Origin of the sequence: Janthinobacterium salmonicoloratum, from assembly GCF_051380845.1 — a bacterium.
Classification (GTDB): domain Bacteria; phylum Pseudomonadota; class Gammaproteobacteria; order Burkholderiales; family Burkholderiaceae_D; genus Janthinobacterium; species Janthinobacterium lividum_F.
Genome location: NZ_JBNYXV010000004.1, coordinates 367371 through 384725, shown reverse-complemented (window position 1 = coordinate 384725; position 17355 = coordinate 367371). Strand labels below are relative to the sequence as shown.

Genomic DNA, 17355 nt, shown 5'->3' with positions numbered 1-17355 from the left:
TGAACACAAAGCATGTTCAACAGCAAGGAGACAGAATGCGGCGTCACACGACATCCGATGTTCCATTGCATTACCTCGACCTCGGCAAGGGGCAGGGCGATCCCGTGTTTTTGTTGCACGGCCTGGGGTCCTGCGCCGAAGACTGGCGCCCGCAGATCGACGCCCTCGGCAGTCGTTATCGCCTGATCGTGCCCGACTTGCGCGGCCATGGCGCCAGTCCCGCGCCGAACGGCGACTGGCAGATCGGCGATTTCGCCAACGACCTCTTCAACTTGATGGACCAGCTCGACGTGCCGCGTGCGCACATCGTCGGCTTTTCGCTGGGCGGCATGGTGGGCCTGGAAATGGCCAACCGCGCCCCCGGCCGGGTGGCCAGCTTGTGCCTGATCAATTCCCAACCGTTCCAGGGCAGCAAACCGGCTGCGCTGCTGTTCGCCTACTGGCTGCGCCGTACGGTGATCGCCACTTTCGGCCTGAAAGCCATGGGCAAGATCATCGGCAAGAAACTGTTTCCCGATCCTGCCCAGCAAGCCCTCGTCGAGCGCTTCGCCACGCAAATGGCGGGCATGGACAAGCGCGCCTATCTGGCCGCGCTGGACGCCATTTTCCACTGGGATATCGATATTCATTTTGACGCCCTGGCCATGCCCGTCTTCATCATGGCGGCCGACCAGGACTACACGCCCGTCGCCAGCAAGCGGGCCTTTGCCGCTCAGTTTCAGCAGTGCGAGATCGAGATCATCGCGAACTCGCGCCACGCCACGCCCCTGGACCAGGCGCAGCGTGTGAATACCTTGTTGCAGTCCTTCCTTACTACACATTCAAAATAAACAGGCCACTCGCCGCACGGGCAGAGGGCCGGCTTCAGTCGTCGCAGGGCAGGTGCTCGCTTCACGCGCGCGGGTACCGTTACGTCTTGCGATGCTGGAGTCCGGCCGTCCTCCCTGGTGGCAAGCAAGCCTGACATTGGAGACGCTATGAAACTTGCTTTGAAATTATTGCCCGCCGCCCTCGCCGTTGCCGGCGCATTTGCCACCCAGGCCCAGGCGCAGGAAACCAGCCCTGCCATCGCAGTCAGTGCCCAGGAAGCCAGCGATGCGAAAGAACGCATGGAAACCGTGACGGTCTCTGCCCGCCGCCGCGAAGAGCGCCTGCAGGACGTGCCGCTGGCCGTCACGGCGTTTTCCGCCAAGGCCCTGGAACGGGCGAATATCCAGAACCTGGCCGACTTGCAGGAGCGCGTGCCGAACCTGACCGTGTACGCCTCGCGCGGCACGAATACCACCCTGACGGCCTTCATTCGCGGCGTGGGCCAGGCCGATCCCGTCTGGGGCGTGGACCCGGGCGTGGGCATTTATTTTGACGACGTCTACATGGCCCGTCCGCAAGGCGCGCTGCTCGACGTGTTCGACGTGCAGCGCATCGAAGTGCTGCGCGGCCCGCAAGGCACCCTGTACGGCAAGAACACCATCGGCGGCGCCATTAAGTACATCTCGCGACCCTTGGCGAAGGAAAACGGCGCTTCGGCGGAAGTGGGCATCGGTAATTACAACCAGCGCAACTTCAAGGCCGCCTTCAACCTGGCCAACGAGAACGGCACCTGGCGCGCGCGCCTGGCGGCTGCCAAACTGGACCGCGACGGTTTCGGCCGCAACACCTTCAATGGCGAGCAGGTCAGCGACCAGGACAGTACGGCCGCGCGGCTGTCCATCGGCTACTTTCCGCAGGACATACCCTTGACTGTTGTGCTGAGCCTGGACGCCACGGACGATAAATCGGGCGTGCGCGGCTTCCAGCGCATGGGCGTGAGCGCTTTCGACCCGCTCAAGCGGCCTGCCAGCAAGGACGCGTATGACATCCAGAGCGGCATGCCTGGCAACAACTTCACGCACAACCGGGGCGGCTCACTGGTGGCCAACTACACCTTGTCGAACGAATGGTCCGTGAAAGTGATCGGCGCCAAGCGACGCAGCACGTCCGAGCAAACCATCGACTTCGACGGCTTGCCGCAGCCGATTGCCGACGTGTTCGGCGACTCGCGCGACGAGCAGAAGAGCCTGGAATTGCAGGCCTCGTACAGCGGCGACTACGGCGCCGGCGTGATCGGCCTGTACCGCTTCGAAGGCACGGCCGGCGGCGGCATTTACAACAACTTTCTGGGGCGCCAGTTCACGGCCGCCGTCAGCACGGTGGAGACGGACAGCACGGCGCTGTACACGGACTGGACCTGGCCGCTGGGCAAGGTGTGGAGCATCAATGCGGGCTTGCGCCATACGCGCGAGGAAAAGCGCGCCATCGTGCTCAACCGCGCTTTTGCCGACGTGGGCTTTACGCGGCCTATCCAGACGGCGGCCGACTTCGACAAGTCGCTTTCCGTCAGCAATACCTCGCCGAAACTCTCCGTGCGCTATGAAGCGTCGAAGACGACGAATTTCTACAGCAACCTGTCGCGCGGCTTCAAGTCGGGTGGCTACAACGTGCGTGCCAACAACCTGGTGGTGCCCGATTCCGCGCGGCCGTACAAGGATGAAAAACTCGACGCGCTGGAAGTGGGCATGAAGTACGCGGCGCCGGACGATACGTTTGACGCCAACGTGGCCTTGTTCTACAACCGCTACAAGGATATCCAGCTGTCCGTCTTCACCAGCTATGTGCAGCCGGGCGGCGTGCCGGGCTTCTATGGCGACTTCACGAATGCTGGCAAGGCGACCGTGAAAGGGGCCGAGTTCGAATTTTCGTGGCGGCCAAACCGCGAGTGGGAAGTCAACGGATTCCTGGCCCTGCTGAACGCCGGCTATGACGAGTTCATGAGCGGCGGCAAGAACATTGCGGACACGCAAAAGTTCAGCAACACGCCGCGCCGGCAAGTGGGCTTGAACCTGACGCGCACGGACCGCAATGTGTTCGGCGGCGCCTTGCGCAGCATGGTCGGCTATGGCTACCGCAGCAAGGTGTATCCGACCACGGACTTGAGCGAAACCCTGGCGCAGGGCGGCTACAGCATCTGGACGGCTGGCGTCGTCTGGGAAGCGCCGAAGAACTGGACATTCAGCCTGCATGGCAGCAACCTGGGCAACAAACGTTACCGCACGGATGGCTACAACATTCCGGCCGTGTTCATCCTCGACGGTTTCTATGGCCCGCCACGCCAGATCATCGCCAAGGCAGGCTACAAATTTTAAGAGGTTGTAGAAGTGCCGGCTTGACGGGCGTCAAGCCGGTTCGTTGTCGCTGTTTTCGTCGTTAATAATAATCAGGAGACTGGCATGGCACATCTGAATCAGCAACTGCGTCACTTGTTATCTGCAATCATCGCCGCCTGCGGCTTGCTGGCCGCGCTGCCGGCTTCCGCCGGGCAGTGGGACTTCGGCCTGTACGCGAGCCTGTGGGGTACACGCGAATACCAGGTCTGGCTACCGAGCAATTACAATCCGAACACGCCGCTGCCCGTAGTGCTGATGCTGCACGGCTGCGGTTCCGAGCCCAACAGCATGGCCGCCGTCAGCCGCTACAACCAGCTGGCCGACAGCGAGAATTTCATCGTCGTCTATCCGCGCCAGAACGCCACGGCCAACCCCATGCGCTGCTGGAATTTCATGTTGCCGTTGAACCAGGAGCGGGGCACGGGCGAACCGGCCGTGCTGATGGGCATCTTGAACAAGGTCAAGAACAAGTATGCGGTGCAGGAGAGCCGCGTGTATGTGACGGGCATCTCGGCGGGTGGCGCCATGGCCTCCATCATGGCCGCCTGTTACTCGGACGTGTTCGCTGCCGTGATGGTGCATTCGGGCGGCATGTACAAGGGCGCCATCGGCATGCTCACGGCCGCCGATTCCCTCTTCAACGGCAGTTCCTTCGATCCGAAGGTGCGCGGCAAGGATGCCTGGCGCTGCTCCGGTTCGCCGCGCCGGCTGATGCCGACGATGGTGTTCCACGGCACTTCCGACATCGTCGTCAATCCCGTCAACGGCGAGCAAACCATCGAGCAATTCCTGCAGACCAGCGATTACGGCGACGATGGCCTCGACAATGACAGCGTGCGCTACCGTGCCGACAGCATCGTGCGCCAGACGGTGCCGTACGGCCGCAGCTATTCCATCGACACGTACCTGCACAACGGCGCCGTCATCGCGCAAAAGTACACGGTCGAGGGCATGAACCACGCGTGGAGCGGCGGCCCTCCTGGTTGGCCATTCAGCGATGAGCTGGGACCGGACGCCACCGTGATCAGCTGGAATTTCTTCAAGAATTACCAGCGCTGATACTGTGAGGAAATGTGCAGCTTGTACAATGGGGCGCAGCGATTGTGCCCCATTTTTTATGCCTGTGAAAAATCCCATGCCTGCTTGCCGCCTGCTGTCCTGCCTTGCCGCCGTATTGCTATCCGCTTGTGCCAGTGTCGGCCCGTCCACGCCATCGGCGGCTTACGCGCAAGCGTTCGAGCGTGCTGCCCAGCAAGACAGCATGCGCAGCGAATGCGACTGGAGCGTGCGCTACGCGCCCGTCGCCCCCAGGGACGCCAGCGTGGCGCAACTGCAGGCGATCGCCACGGCGCGCCTGGCGGCCTTGCAGCTGGCGCCCGCCTGGACCTTGTCCATGCCCGGCAGCGCGGCACACGCCTTTACGGAGTCGGAAGAAGACCGCGCCGGACTGCAATTGTTGCTCAGCATCGTCTTGCCGGCCATGGAACGCTACCCGGCCGGCGTCTTCGCGCGCACGGGCTTGCGCCACGTCGTGCTGGTGAAAGACTTGAGCGTGGACGGCCAGCGCCGCCTGGCCATGCCGGCGCCGGAAATCGACAGCGTCGTCTACGCCGACAACATGCTGGCCGCCCTGTGTCCATCGGGCATGGAGCTGCGCGTGCACCACGAGTATTACCACTTCATCGAATACCGCCTTTTCAACGATTTCTATTACCGCGACCCCGCCTGGCTGGCACTGAACCCGCCCGGCACAGCCTACGGCCAGGGCGGCGCCACGGCTTACGGCAAGGGCTTCCAGAACCTGGGCCACCCGCAGCCAGGCCTCGTCAGCCTGTACGCGGCCTACGGCCCCGAGGAAGACAAGGCGGAAGTGTTCGGCTGGATGAAGACGCCTGCGTATGCGTTGCGGCTGGAGCAGTGGACGGCGGTTGATCCCGCCCTGCTGGCGAAGCGGCAAAGGTTGATGGAAGTATTGCAAACCTTGCCGGGTTCTTACTAAATATCAAGTATTTCCCTGCCGTCCCATGGCATTGTCGGTTCTCCAGCTTGATTAGATGCAAGCGCGAATGAGGGGAACGCCATGGGTGGTGAGGAGTCGATATCGGGTGACCAGCGGCCCTTGCGCCTGCGCCTGGGTGTCTCGCCCAAGGTGCCCGCAGGTGTGCTGATACCGCAGCGCATCGCCGGCAGCGAAGCTATCTGTGGTGGCATCGAATACCGCGTGCTGTGCGTCTCGACGCATGCCGACTTGCCGCTCAGTAGTTTGATTGCCTTGCCCGCCGCTATCGATATCGTCACCGACCAGGGCCAGCTGCGCAGTGTCTGCGGCATCGTCACGCAAGCGAGCGCCGGTGACAGCGATGGCGCGCTGGCCAGTTACCAGCTGGTGCTGACGGACGCCTTCGCCATCATGGAAAAACGCTGCAATACGCGCGTCTTCCGGCGCCTGACGGATATCGAGATCGTCAAGACCCTGCTCGATGAATGGATACGCAGCAATACCGTGCTGGCGCACGCCTTCCAGTATGCGTTTGCCGATTTCTTCGAGGCGCAAACGTATCCGCAGCGCGAGTTTGTCATGCAGCACAATGAATCCGATGCGGCTTTCGCGCGGCGCCTGCTCAAGCGCAGCGGCGTCGCCTGGTTTTTTCGTGCCGAGGCCAATACGAATGCACATGCCGAGCCGGCGCATACCCTGGTGTTGTTCAACCACGCCGATGGCTTGCGAAAGAACATGGCGGACACCGTGCGCTATCACGCGGACCGGGCAACCGAAGAGCGCGACACCCTGACGTCGTGGAGCGAAGTGCGCAAGCTGCAGGCTGGCAAGGTGACGCGCCATAGCTGGAATGAAGAATACCCGCGTGCGCGGCCATTCATGACTGCCGATGCCTTGGGGCGGGGGCAACAAGGCATGCATGGCAATGCCATTGCCGCCACTCTTGATGATTACCGCGTGCTGCCGCCGCGCGCGGGCAACGATCATGAGGCATTGTGTCAGCTGGGCATGCTGGCCATGCAACAGCACGATTACGAGAGCCATTGTTTTCACGCCGAAGGCAGCGTACGCGACCTGTGTCCTGGCGAATACTTTAGCCTGGCCGATCACCCAGACATCGACGCCTTGCCTGTGGCCGAGCGCGATTTTGTCGTCACGTCGCTGCAAGTGGCGGCGCAAAATAATTTACCCAGGGAGCTTGCCGCCAGGGTGGCACGCCTGTTCGCGCGTAACCATTGGCTGGCCGATGATGCATCGCAGCCGCAGCGCGAACTGGCGGCGGCGGTGGACGATGGCCCCTTGCGCATGCATATTGAACTGACTGCTGTGCGACGCGGCGTGCCCATCGTCCCGGCATATGACACGCGTATCGACCTGCCGCCGGTTACCATGCAAAGCGCCGTGGTGGTAGGGCAGGCCAATGAAGAAGTGCATTGCGATGCGATGGGCCGGGTCAAGGTGCGCTTTCCCGCCACGCGCACGCTGGACCACCAGCATGCAGGCGGCACGGGCGCCTCCGACACGGATGCCGATTCGGCCTGGGTGCGCGTCGCGTCGAGCTGGGCGGGCAACGGTCCCGGCAGCATGCAGCAATGCGGCTATCTGGGTTTGCCCCGCGTGGGCAGCGAAGTCTTGCTGGCCTTCCTCGGTGGTGATCCGGACCGGCCCATTATCGTGGGTCAGTTGTACAACCATAGCGCGCAGCCTGTTGCCTTGAGCAAGGCAGGCGACTTGCCCGGCAACCGCTATTTGTCCGGCATCAGGAGCCGCGAGATCAAGGGCACGCGTGGCAACCAGCTGCGCTTTGACGATGTGCATGGGCAAATCAATGCCCAGCTTGCCAGCGATCATGGTTCCACCCAGCTCAATCTGGGCTGGCTGACGCAGGATCGGCGCAATGGTCAGGGCGACGCGCGCGGTGAGGGTGCCGAACTGCGCACCGACGAGCAGTTGGCCATGCGGGCGGGCAAGGGCATGCTGATCTCGGCCTGGAAGCGCCTGAACGGCGATGGCGGCCACATGGCGCGCAGCGAATATCTGGGTCTGATGGAAAACTGCCTGGAATTGTTTCGCTCGCTGGGCAGCTATGCTGCCACGCATCAGGCGCTGGAGAACGCGGACGAAGCGCAGCAGGAGCTGCAGCAAAGCTTGAAAAGCTGGGAAGGCGGCAGCAATACACAGCCCCGTGCCGAACTGGGCGGTGCCGCGGCGATTGCCCTCACGGCGCCGGCGGGCATCAGCTTTGCCAGTTCGAAGGCCATCGTCAGCTACGCCACCGGCAGCATCGATACGGTGGCGCAGCAGCACCTGCAAGCGGTGGCAGGTCAGCGCTACAGCGTGAACGCGGGTAAGGGCATCTCGCTGTTTTCGCACGCGGACGGCATCCGCGCCATCGCGCATCATGGCAAGTTCCTGCTGCAAAGCCAGCATGACGACATGGACATTAACGCGGCGAAAAATTTGAAGCTCACCGCCAGCGAAGGCAAGCTGACGGGCATGGCCGATGAAATTGTGTTGATTTCCAAGCATGGCGCTTTCATCCGCATCGCCGACGGCATCACCTTCGGCAGCAAGTTGCCGCTGCAGTTCAATGCGCCCGACTTCATCTTCAACGACCCGCAAAGCATGGACGTGCAATTGCCAAGCTTTGCCGAAGGCAAGGCCGACCAGCAATTCATTTTTCAATACGAGGGCGACGACAGCCCCGTCGATGGCGTGCCGCCAGAACCGCAACTGACACCGCAGGCGCACTTTGCCGTGAAACTGGGGGATGGGTCAGCGGCCGATGGGCGCAGCGATGGAGGCGGCAGGACGGAGGTGCTGGAGCGTGCAGTGATGCACTTGGCCGCCATCGAAGTATTCAACAACAAGGATTGATGACGCCAGGGGAGTGCGATGGGCAGCTATCCAAAAGTGCCGTACGTGGTGGGTGACGACGTGGCGATCCTGCATTGCGAACGCACCGTCTGCAAGAAGGTGAAAATACGCCGCAACCTGCCGGGCAATATTATCGTTATTCACGGCGTCAACGACGTGGGCGTCAGCTACCAGGCGGTGGAACATGGCTTGTGCGAAGGCTTGACGCAAAGGCTGGGGCGCGGCTTTACGCCAGCTTCTTACCGCATGCCAGTGGCGGCGGACAAGGACAAGCTGGAAGCTGATCCAGACGCCGTCTTTTTCAAGCGCACGATAGCCAAGGACACCAACAGCCCCGTGATTCCGTTTTACTGGGGCTACCGTGAAATGGAAGGCAAGAGTAGCACCATCAATGGCCAGTTTGTTGACCGCTACGGCAACCGCCTCGACAAGGATCTGTCCAAGGAAGGCGGTTCTTTCGGCAACGCCACCAGCAATTTGCCCGATATGTGGCGTCCGGGTATCTATGCGCCAGTCGATCCCATGGGTGATGCCTTGCGTCCATTGAGGACGGCGCCCGGCCGCATGTACATGGTGCTGGCGGCCCAGCGGCTGGCCGTACTCATTTCCATGATCCGCGATTACGATGCGGATGATACCGTCAGCATCGTTGCGCACAGCCAGGGTTGCCTGCTGTCGCTGCTGGCGCAAGCCATGCTGATGGAGAAGGGGCTGGCGCCGGCCGATAATCTGATACTTACGCATCCGCCATACAGCCTGGTGGACAGCCTGCCTCTGTTGATGCGAGGTGCCGCCTGGTTCGACGGTGGCGAGGATGCGGCGATGAAGCCCTATTACCATTTGCTCGGTGGTGCGCAGACGCTGGGTGCGCGCCTGAAGACATTAGTGAATATTGTTGCCGGCGTGGCGAAGGGTAACGGTCAGCCCTGCATGCCGCCGTTTGCGGACCTGAAGAAGGACGATCATCATGGCATGGTCGGCAGCCGCTGGCAGAGTGCCGACGACCGCGACAACCGCCGTAAGGTTTATCTGTATTTTTGCCCTGAAGACATGACGGTGGCGCTAGATAACATCCAGGGCATAGGGTGGGATGGCGTGCCCGATCAGGCATTGGGAAGTGAATTGGTGGAAGAAGAGGAGACATCCAGTCTTGATGGGTACAGTATTTCCTCCGGACATACCAAGATGGTGGAACACAAGCAGATACGCGGCGCGCTGGCGGAATTGGGTGGCAGATTTTATCAGCGGGTATTCAGCGACAAGACCCGCCTTGATCCGGCCACTGGAAAGACCACGGTGTCGTTGGTAGGCAAGCCGCCGCCTTTTGATTTCCCGTTGCGCCTGCCGAAGGAAACCGAGCAGTCGCATGTGGAGGTTTCTCTGCGAAAACACCGTGCACAACATCAAGCGGTGGCATGGCCTGTCAATACCAGGTTGAGCAAGATAGAGCAGCGCAATGGCATACGCACCATCACGGGCGAAGTATTGAAACAGCCTGTAGCCGCCGACCTGCGCGGCACAGCGCAAATCGAGCCGGCGAATATCCCGGCAACGTCCATGATGAGAAACCGTTCTGTTACCGATCAGGGACCGGCGGAGGAGGTCGATCCCTGCGATGCTACGGTTGCACTGACGAGCGGGACTGGCATGCAGCTGCGCAGCGAATATCGTCCTGATCCGGGCGGCTACCAAAAGTTTCCCGAAAGGGTGGAACACCTCAGTCCACGAGAGCTGGCATTGATGACGGCAAGCTACAACAAGGAAAAAGGACTGGACGTGAAAGACAAGCTTGATCAACGCGAGATTGTCTCGGCGCAACGTTACCCTGACAGTAATGTCGTGGCGAAAATTCAAGAAAGTCCGAACGAGGCACGCTTGCGCTGGCAGCGGGAAGTCAGTGCCAAATCTTTCCACAGTTCCATTATCGGTAGCGCGAAAAATCATAGCCAGGTGACCGCGTATGACGTGGCGATTGGCAGCGGCAAGGCGTCGTCGGATCCGCAGTTTTATGCGTATCTGTGTGCGGTGGCGGATTGGCGAGTGAAGGACCTAAAGAACGGCGATAAAGGGCGTAAGGGAATACGGATAAAAGAAAAGTTCATATTGGAGTTCGCGCCATATTTATCCGTAGAGCCCGGATGGAGAAGTACTGCGATCAATGGCAGCATTGACTATTACAACACAGGAATCTTGCCTGTAGGATTGCCCTTGCTATCAGGGCCGTTGTGGAAAATTGTAGTGTCAAAAACCAAAAATATAAAGGTAGTGAGCAGTGAGGGAAAAAGCAAAATAAATGAAATGTCGAAGCCTCGTCGGTAGCAACATGCTTTGACTGATTATCGTTTCTCCGGGATTGCAGACCAAAAGGTGATGGCCATGATGACGCTTCGTTGGTTGGGAATGTCGATAGTTATTGTAATTTTATTTTTTGGTTTGTTGTGGCTCAATGCCTTATCGAAGAGTCAGGCGCGTGAAATTGCGTCACAGTTGCAGGCGAAACAGCCAAAGGTGCCTGTGGAACCGGTGCGGGAGTATGTACTGGAGGTGATTGGACTTGGCGTTACTCTGGATAAGTATCGGCAAGGAAAGCTGTGGGATGCCTTGCAAACAGGAAGTCCTTACACCAGCATACGCGAACAAGATCCCAAGAAGTATCCATGGACGGGTGATGACAAGGATGGCGACGGTGGTAGCAGAGCCTACGATGCGCTGGAAAATGGCATCAATTTTACTCCGATGTATTGGAACCTACCTTCGTTTTATGCAGGAATCCCCATTCTTGACCCGAATGCACAACCGAGTTTGATTGAGCCGATGGCGGGACTCGTGGCTGGCGCTGGCACGGGGGGAATGCCCTTGCACCTATTTTCCTTGGCTTCATGGAAGCTGGATGAACATCCTGACCAATTGCTTATTGACGTATTTGATTTTTTCGACAAGCATCCTGACGTACCCTACGTCGCCTTACATTCCGAGGACAGCGTTGGCACGCGGGATGGTAATCGTAAGCCAGGCACTGCAAGGAAATTGGTAAATGGATATTTCATCCCAGATATGCCTGATGCCACGGCGGTATTCATCCTGGCACGCCGCGAACGAATAGAACCGTTGCGCCCATTTGTATGGGATGACCCGGAGAATAAGTTCGTCCAAGAGAAACTGCGTGGCATGTATTACGACGTCATGCAGTCGCTGCCTTCACGCGCGAAACAGCAGCGGCCCGAAGCCTTTAGCGAACGTCAACCCACCGTCGCCGAATGGCTCGCCGCTGCCGCCGCCTTTGCCCAGCGGCCCGATATCCGCGGCGTGGGCTTGCACACCTTCGACAAACTCAACCCCTGGGAAAATCGTCCTCCGCGCGACTGGAAACCGACGCCGTGGTTCCCCATTCCCTGGAACCGGGAACAGATGGAAACCTTCGACCGTCTGCCCTCGTTCGGTTTCGTGCATCGGCCTGTATTTGTCAAATTCGCGGATGAAGAGGGCAAGCCCGTCACGCGGCGTGACCAGCGCCAGAAGGTGTTCAATGCTGGCTGGCAGCAGGCGCTGCAGACTTTGCCTGAAACGGAGCGTCGCAACGGACCAGCGCGCATCGTGGCCGGCACGGGAAATCAGCCGGACCAGTTGCTGATGTTGGAAAGCATGCTGCACGACTACGCGGCGCAGGGCGGGCCGGAAATCGACAGCGGCAAAAGCGCGCAGTTCATTAATACCGATCATCGCCTGGGCAATACCGGTGCGGCCACCTGGTTCATGCAGATGGCCATCGGTGTGATGGGCAGCTATCTCGACGGTGGCGCCAGTGCGGCGATTAACTTACGCGACGGCAATGAAGCCAGCATCATCTTCATCACGCCGCCATCGGATGCCAAACGCCAGCAGCAGGATGCCAATGGCGATATCTTCCGCAGTCGCATCACGCCCGCCGTCGACTCGGCCAACTACGCGGCGCCATCGGTGGAAGCCATCCTGGAAAGCCAGGCGGGACAATAATTCGGGAGGCAGCATGCGCAAAGTCATCCGTTTGGGCGACGCCACGTCGCACGGCGGCAAGGTGCTCAGTTGTGCCGCCACGCATTTTACGGTCAATGGGATTCCTGTCGCCTGCGTCGGGGACTTGTGTAGCTGCCCCATCAAGGGACATCAGGGCTGCAAGATTGCCAGTGGCTCGTCCCGGCACAGCATCAACGGCATTGCCATTGCCTTCGAAGGCGACACCACCACCTGCGGCGCCAAGTTGCTCGCTGGCGGCGCCAACCTCCGCACGTCCTGACGTCCGCTCCTCCTGGTATTTCCTGGTAACTATATAATCTGCGCTTGGGCGATACCCGCCCCTGAACTCCGATTGAAGGAATGCCATGCCAGGATCCATGCCAAGATATATTGTGCGCCCCTTGGTGCTGTGTGTAGTGTCGGCCGTGTGCCTCTCTGCCAGTGCCGCCGAGGCTGTGGCGGTGGATGCGCAGCAGCGCGCGTCCTTGCTGGAATTTTATGCACAGCAATATCCGGACGAGCCCGCTGCGCGCACTGTGTTCGAGAGCGTGCCCGTGGTGGGGGGCCGTGGCAGCGAAGTGGTGGGCAGCGTGGAAACATCGCCCTACCGTGGCCATGGCGCGCTGTGTCGGACACAGCGCACCAAGTTCGTGCTGCACGGCGAGGGCAAGCAGGCGCGCTGGCAGGAGGCGGGCATGGAGTATTACGCCTGGCTCGACCGCGGCACCTGCCGCGCCGTGGCCGAACCCGTGCGCATGCTGCAGCGCGTCCCCGATGCGGAACTGGAAGGCGTGTTGCTGTACCAAAAGCCGCTGCTGGAGCGGGCGCGATTATTGATGGCAGGCAATACTGCATGCGCTCCATTGCGCGCGCTGAAGTTTTCCCTGGCGGCCGTCGACGTGGGCGCCGCCGCACCACGTGCCGAAGAGCGCTATGCGCTGGTGTTCAAGAGCGACCGCGACAGCTACGCCCGCGTCTGGCTGCGCAAGAGCGGTGCCCAATATGACGCGTGGAATGTGACTTGCCCACCGGTGCTGTAAGCTGCGCACCCTCGATTTATTTTTTTGACTGTTGCAACCATGAACCAGAATTCCACTTCCGCCCGCAGCTGGGGCACCATCGTCACGCATAGCGACGAAATGGCCATCATCTACCGCTACGTCGACGCCTTCCATGACGACTGGGACCTGTCGTCGCAGCCGGACCGCATCATCATCGCCTGGCGCTACGAGGACGAGACGGGCATGCCCGCGCCGAACGAGCGCGAGCACATGGAGGAACTGGAAGCGGCGCTGGAACCTGTGGTGGAAGCGGATGGCTTTGCCACCCTGGCGCTGGTATCGACGGGTGAAAACTTGCGCGAATGGATTTATTACACGCAGTCGGGCGAAGAGTTTTTCAATCGCCTGAACACGGCGCTGGCGTCGCGCCCGAAATTCCCGATTGAAATCCGCAGTGCGGCCGACCCCGCCTGGTCCACGTATGCAGGCTTTATGGCCGCGCTGCCGAAGTAATTACACCAATGCGGCCACCACGATGCGTGTGGCGGCCGTGATGATGTCCTGGTTGGTGTCCGCTTTTTTCTGTTCGCGCGTGTAATACACGGCGATCAGCAGCGGCGCGCCGCTTTCCGGGTAGGCCACGCCGATATCGTTGACGCTGCCGTACGCGCCCGAGCCCGTTTTATCAGCGACGCTCCAGCCGGCCGGTACGCCGGCGCGGATGCGCTTGTCGCCAGTCGTGTTACCGCGCATCCAGGCGTCGAGCTGCTGGCGCTGCGGTGCCGGCAAGCTATTTTCCAATAACAATTGCTGCAAACTGTGCGCCATCGACGCAGGGCTGGCCGTGTCGCGCACTTCGCCGGGGATGGCGCTATTCAATTCCGTTTCCCAGCGTTCCAGCTGGAACACCGTATTGCCGATGCTGCGCGCAAATGCCGTCACGGCTTGCGGCCCGCCTAAGAGTGTCATCAGGAAATTGGCCGCGCTATTGTCGCTGTACTGCAAGGTGGCGGCGCACAGGTCAGCAACGCTCATGCCGTCGGCCAGATGCTTTTCCGTTATTGGCGAGTAGGTGACCAGTTCTTTTTTCTCGTAACGTACGTGCTGATCCAGCAAGCCCGGCTGGCTGACGCTGCGGGCCAGCACGGCGGCCGCCAGCATCGCCTTGAAGGTACTGGCCAGGGGAAAGCGTTCGTCGGCGCGATAGGCGACGCGCGGCTCGCTGCCCTGGCGCCAGGCGGCCACGCCGAGGCGTCCGCCTGCGGCTTGTTCCAGCGCGGCCAGTTGCGTCTGGGCGGCGGCGATGCTGGTGGCCGGTGCGGCAAACAGCAGTGGTGTCGGGCACAGCAGGGCGGTGCCGCCGGCTAACAAGAGTTTGCGGCGGACGTGGTTCAGGTGGCTCAAGGATTCAGTCATGGATCTGTAGGTGTTTTCGGAGTGGAAAGGGTAGCCAGCAATTCGCCGATGGCGAGCAGGCTGGCCGGTTTGGTCAAATGGTGGTCGAAGCCGGCAGCGCTCGATTGGCTGCGGTCGTTTTCTGCGCCCCAGCCCGTCAATGCGACGAGCACGGCGGCGTCGCCAGCCGGTGTCTGGCGCAGCGCGCGTGCCACCTCGTAGCCGTTCATGCCGGGCAAGCCGATATCGAGGAAGATGACGTCTGGCAAGAATTGCGGCGCCATCGCCAGGGCTTGCGCGCCGTCGTGGGCCACTTGCGTGGCATGGCCCATCATGCCGAGCACGGCGGCGAGGGTATCGGCCGCATCGACATTGTCATCGACCACCAGCACGCGGAAGTATGGGCCGCTGGCGGTGCCGGCCGGCAAGGCCGGTGCGGCGGGAACGGCCACTACAGTAGGTGCGGCTGGCGCCACCGCCAGCAGTGGCAGGCGCACGCTGAAGGTGCTGCCCAGGCCGGCGCCGGGACTGGCCGCCGTGGCGCTGCCGCCATGCAGCTCGGCCAGGCGCCGCACCAGCGACAGGCCGATGCCCAGTCCGCCCTGAGCCCTGCCCATGTTTTGCCCCACTTGCGTAAACATGTCAAACACGGTCGTGATCGATTCGGCAGGAATGCCGACGCCGCTGTCCTGCACCTCGATCAGCGCCTGGTTGCCCTCGCGCCGCGCGTGCAAGCTGATATGGCCGCCGGCGGGCGTGTACTTGGCGGCATTGTTGAGCAGGTTGCCCAGCACTTGCGCCAGGCGTGTGGGGTCGGCTTCAAGCGGCAGCGCCTCTTCAGCGAGTTGCACCTGTAACTGGTGGCGGCCCGCTTCGATCAGCGGCATGCTCGTTTCCACAGCGCCCGCGATAATGGTTTTCAGGTCCGCGCGTTCCAGCTTGAGTTCGATCTGGCCCCGCGTGATGCGGGCCACGTCCAGCAAATCATTGACCAGATGCACCATCTGATTGACTTGCCGCTCCATCACGTCGCGCACGCGCGCCACGGTGGCGGGCTTGTCGGCGGCCAGGCGCATGATTTGCAAGCCGTTGCGGATGGGCGCCAGCGGGTTGCGCAGTTCGTGCGCCAGGGTGGCCAGGAATTCCGTCTTGCGCCGGTCCATTTCGGACAGGTTGTCGGCCAGTTGGCGCAATTGCTGCTCCGAGCGCTTGCGCTCGCTGATGTCGCTGAACAGCACCGTCAGCAGGCGGCTGTCGGGGCCGCCCAGGCGCGCGGCGAAGACTTCGAACCAGCGCTCCATGGCCACCGCTTCGTTTTCGTAGCGCACGGGCTCGCCAGTCTTGACGACCTGGTCGTACAGGTCGAACCAGTGCTGATCGTGGTCGGGCACGAAGCTGCGGATGGTCTTGCCGATGGCATCGTCCAGCCCCGACTGCTTGACGAAGGCGGGGTTGCCTTCCAGGTAGCGGAAATCGATGGGGCGGCCTTGCTCGTCGTACAGCATTTCGATGACGCAAAAGGCCTGGTCCATCAGCTCGATCAGCGTGCGGTAGCGTTCCTCGCTGCGGCGCAGCGCATCTTCCACCTGTTTCTGGCGCGTGATATCGAGCAGGACGCCGGGAAGTTGCAAGGGCGTGCCATCGGGCGCGTATTCCGCGCGGCCGCGCGCGATGACCGAGCGGTACTGGCCATCGCCGGCGCCGACGCGGTAGCTGGCTTCGAACTGCGTGTGCGTCTGCAACGCCTGGGCAATCTGCGCGCTGACTTGCTCGCGGTCGTCGGGATGGATGAGGTCCAGGTAGCGCGCCAGAGGCGCCGCCGTGGCCGCATCGGCGTTGATGGGGAACAAACGCGCCATATTGCTGTCGGCCGTGACCCTGTCGGCAACGATGTCCCAGTTCCAGGTGGCCACTTCGCCGGCCGCCAGGGTCAGGCGCAGGGTTTCCTCGTTCTGCTTGCTGGCCGTCAGGTCCAGCGAGATGCCGGACAGGGCGATCACGTTACCGGCGCCGTCGCTGGCGCAGGTGCCGCGCATGTGCGCCCAGTGCAGTGCGCCATCGGGCCATCGCACGCGGATATCGATTTCGAAATCGCTGGCGCTGGCGATGGCTGCATGCACCACCGCCTGCCAGTGCTGCAGGTCACCGTCGAGCATGGCGCCCGTCAGCTGTGCGTAGTCGATGTGGCTGTCAGGCGGCAAGCCCAGATTGGCCTTGAAGGCATCGGAGCCGGCCATGCTGCCGCTGCCCAGGTCGATCTCCCACGTGCCCATGCGTCCGCCCTGCATGGCCAGCCGCAGCCGCTGTTCCGTCTGCCGTTGCTGCGTCACGTCGCAATGCGAGCCCAGCCATTCAAGAATGCTGCCATCTGGCGCCAGCACAGGCAGCATGCGCACGAGCATATTGCGGTAGGTGCCGCTGACGTGGCGCAGCCGGTATTCCGCTTCGAACACGGTCGTCAGATGCGAGGGCATGACGTAAGGCAAGTTGCGGTCGTCCGGATGCAGGGCATTGACCCAGCCGCGGCCCAGCAGTTCGGCCTCGGTCTGGCCCGTGAAGGCGCGCCAGGACGGCTGGTCGGCATCGAACTGGCCGAAGGTTTTCGTGCTCCAGACAATGTCGCAATGGGCGCTCAGCAGCAGATGCGCCGCCTGGGCTGCGACGGTGGAGGATGGGACGGCGTTGCTGGGCTGGCTGGGTTCTGGCATGGAGGCTATCGACTATGGTGCAGGGAGCTGCCGCCGCACTGGAATGGGGCGGTATGGCAGCTCAAGTCTTGGGATATTACAACTTTTTTACCCTCGGGGCTGTCTTGCAGGACGTCAATTCCGCTTTGAGGGGCCTGGCAAAAAAGTCGCGCCATGCAGCAAGTGATCGGGGGAAATAG

General features: G+C 61.5%; 12 protein-coding genes. 10 read left to right on the top strand and 2 right to left on the bottom strand.

All coding sequences use genetic code 11. The features are described 5' to 3' along the window. The first annotated feature begins 35 nt into the window (after positions 1-35). From ACQ4WY_RS21350 to ACQ4WY_RS21305, 10 genes are all read left to right on the top strand, one after another. Positions 36-830, top strand: coding sequence for an alpha/beta fold hydrolase (locus ACQ4WY_RS21350; protein WP_436505795.1), 795 nt, complete (start codon positions 36-38; stop codon positions 828-830). 147 nt (positions 831-977) lie between these two features. Next, positions 978-3182, top strand: coding sequence for a TonB-dependent receptor (locus ACQ4WY_RS21345; RefSeq protein WP_436505793.1), 2205 nt, complete (start codon positions 978-980; stop codon positions 3180-3182). Between the two features lie 84 nt (positions 3183-3266). Then, positions 3267-4262, top strand: a complete 996-nt coding sequence (locus tag ACQ4WY_RS21340; RefSeq protein ID WP_436505792.1) for an extracellular catalytic domain type 1 short-chain-length polyhydroxyalkanoate depolymerase — start codon at positions 3267-3269, stop codon at positions 4260-4262. Positions 4263-4338: 76 nt separating this feature from the next. After that, on the top strand, positions 4339-5202 hold the full coding sequence (locus tag ACQ4WY_RS21335; RefSeq protein WP_436505791.1) for a hypothetical protein: 864 nt from the start codon (positions 4339-4341) through the stop codon (positions 5200-5202). Positions 5203-5283: 81 nt separating this feature from the next. Next, a complete protein-coding gene (locus ACQ4WY_RS21330) occupies positions 5284-8079 on the top strand; it encodes a type VI secretion system Vgr family protein (protein ID WP_436505790.1) in 2796 nt (931 codons plus the stop codon). 18 nt (positions 8080-8097) lie between these two features. Continuing rightward, positions 8098-10398: a T6SS effector phospholipase Tle3 domain-containing protein gene (locus ACQ4WY_RS21325; RefSeq protein ID WP_436505789.1), complete on the top strand. Its 2301-nt coding sequence runs from the start codon at positions 8098-8100 to the stop codon at positions 10396-10398. 57 nt (positions 10399-10455) lie between these two features. Further along, positions 10456-12072, top strand: coding sequence for a type VI lipase adapter Tla3 domain-containing protein (locus tag ACQ4WY_RS21320; protein ID WP_436505788.1), 1617 nt, complete (start codon positions 10456-10458; stop codon positions 12070-12072). A 13-nt stretch (positions 12073-12085) separates the two neighbouring features. After that, positions 12086-12352, top strand: a complete 267-nt coding sequence (locus ACQ4WY_RS21315) for a PAAR domain-containing protein (RefSeq protein ID WP_436505787.1) — start codon at positions 12086-12088, stop codon at positions 12350-12352. A 97-nt stretch (positions 12353-12449) separates the two neighbouring features. Next, positions 12450-13112, top strand: coding sequence for a hypothetical protein (locus tag ACQ4WY_RS21310; RefSeq protein ID WP_436505785.1), 663 nt, complete (start codon positions 12450-12452; stop codon positions 13110-13112). A 39-nt stretch (positions 13113-13151) separates the two neighbouring features. Next, entirely contained in the window at positions 13152-13586 is a 435-nt protein-coding gene (locus ACQ4WY_RS21305; protein ID WP_353658638.1) for a DUF695 domain-containing protein, read from the top strand. Here ACQ4WY_RS21305 and bla read toward each other — a convergent pair whose 3' ends face one another. Both bla and ACQ4WY_RS21295 read right to left on the bottom strand, forming a co-directional pair. After that, a complete protein-coding gene (bla, locus tag ACQ4WY_RS21300; RefSeq protein ID WP_436505783.1) occupies positions 13587-14489 on the bottom strand; it encodes a class A beta-lactamase in 903 nt (300 codons plus the stop codon). Continuing rightward, entirely contained in the window at positions 14486-17176 is a 2691-nt protein-coding gene (locus ACQ4WY_RS21295) for a hybrid sensor histidine kinase/response regulator (protein WP_436505782.1), read from the bottom strand. The genes bla and ACQ4WY_RS21295 overlap by 4 nt, the downstream gene beginning before the upstream one ends. Positions 17177-17355 lie beyond the last annotated feature (179 nt).

Bases quoted from the DNA above. Each gene is read 5' to 3' on its own strand.
- ACQ4WY_RS21335 (WP_436505791.1), top strand. From the start codon at position 4,339: ATGCCTGCTTGCCGCCTGCTGTCCTGCCTTGCCGCCGTATTGCTATCC.
- bla (WP_436505783.1), bottom strand. From the start codon at position 14,489: ATGACTGAATCCTTGAGCCACCTGAACCACGTCCGCCGCAAACTCTTG.
- ACQ4WY_RS21325 (WP_436505789.1), top strand. From the start codon at position 8,098: ATGGGCAGCTATCCAAAAGTGCCGTACGTGGTGGGTGACGACGTGGCG.
- ACQ4WY_RS21340 (WP_436505792.1), top strand. From the start codon at position 3,267: ATGGCACATCTGAATCAGCAACTGCGTCACTTGTTATCTGCAATCATC.
- ACQ4WY_RS21330 (WP_436505790.1), top strand. From the start codon at position 5,284: ATGGGTGGTGAGGAGTCGATATCGGGTGACCAGCGGCCCTTGCGCCTG.
- ACQ4WY_RS21350 (WP_436505795.1), top strand. From the start codon at position 36: ATGCGGCGTCACACGACATCCGATGTTCCATTGCATTACCTCGACCTC.
- ACQ4WY_RS21345 (WP_436505793.1), top strand. From the start codon at position 978: ATGAAACTTGCTTTGAAATTATTGCCCGCCGCCCTCGCCGTTGCCGGC.
- ACQ4WY_RS21305 (WP_353658638.1), top strand. From the start codon at position 13,152: ATGAACCAGAATTCCACTTCCGCCCGCAGCTGGGGCACCATCGTCACG.
- ACQ4WY_RS21320 (WP_436505788.1), top strand. From the start codon at position 10,456: ATGATGACGCTTCGTTGGTTGGGAATGTCGATAGTTATTGTAATTTTA.
- ACQ4WY_RS21315 (WP_436505787.1), top strand. From the start codon at position 12,086: ATGCGCAAAGTCATCCGTTTGGGCGACGCCACGTCGCACGGCGGCAAG.
- ACQ4WY_RS21310 (WP_436505785.1), top strand. From the start codon at position 12,450: ATGCCAAGATATATTGTGCGCCCCTTGGTGCTGTGTGTAGTGTCGGCC.
- ACQ4WY_RS21295 (WP_436505782.1), bottom strand. From the start codon at position 17,176: ATGCCAGAACCCAGCCAGCCCAGCAACGCCGTCCCATCCTCCACCGTC.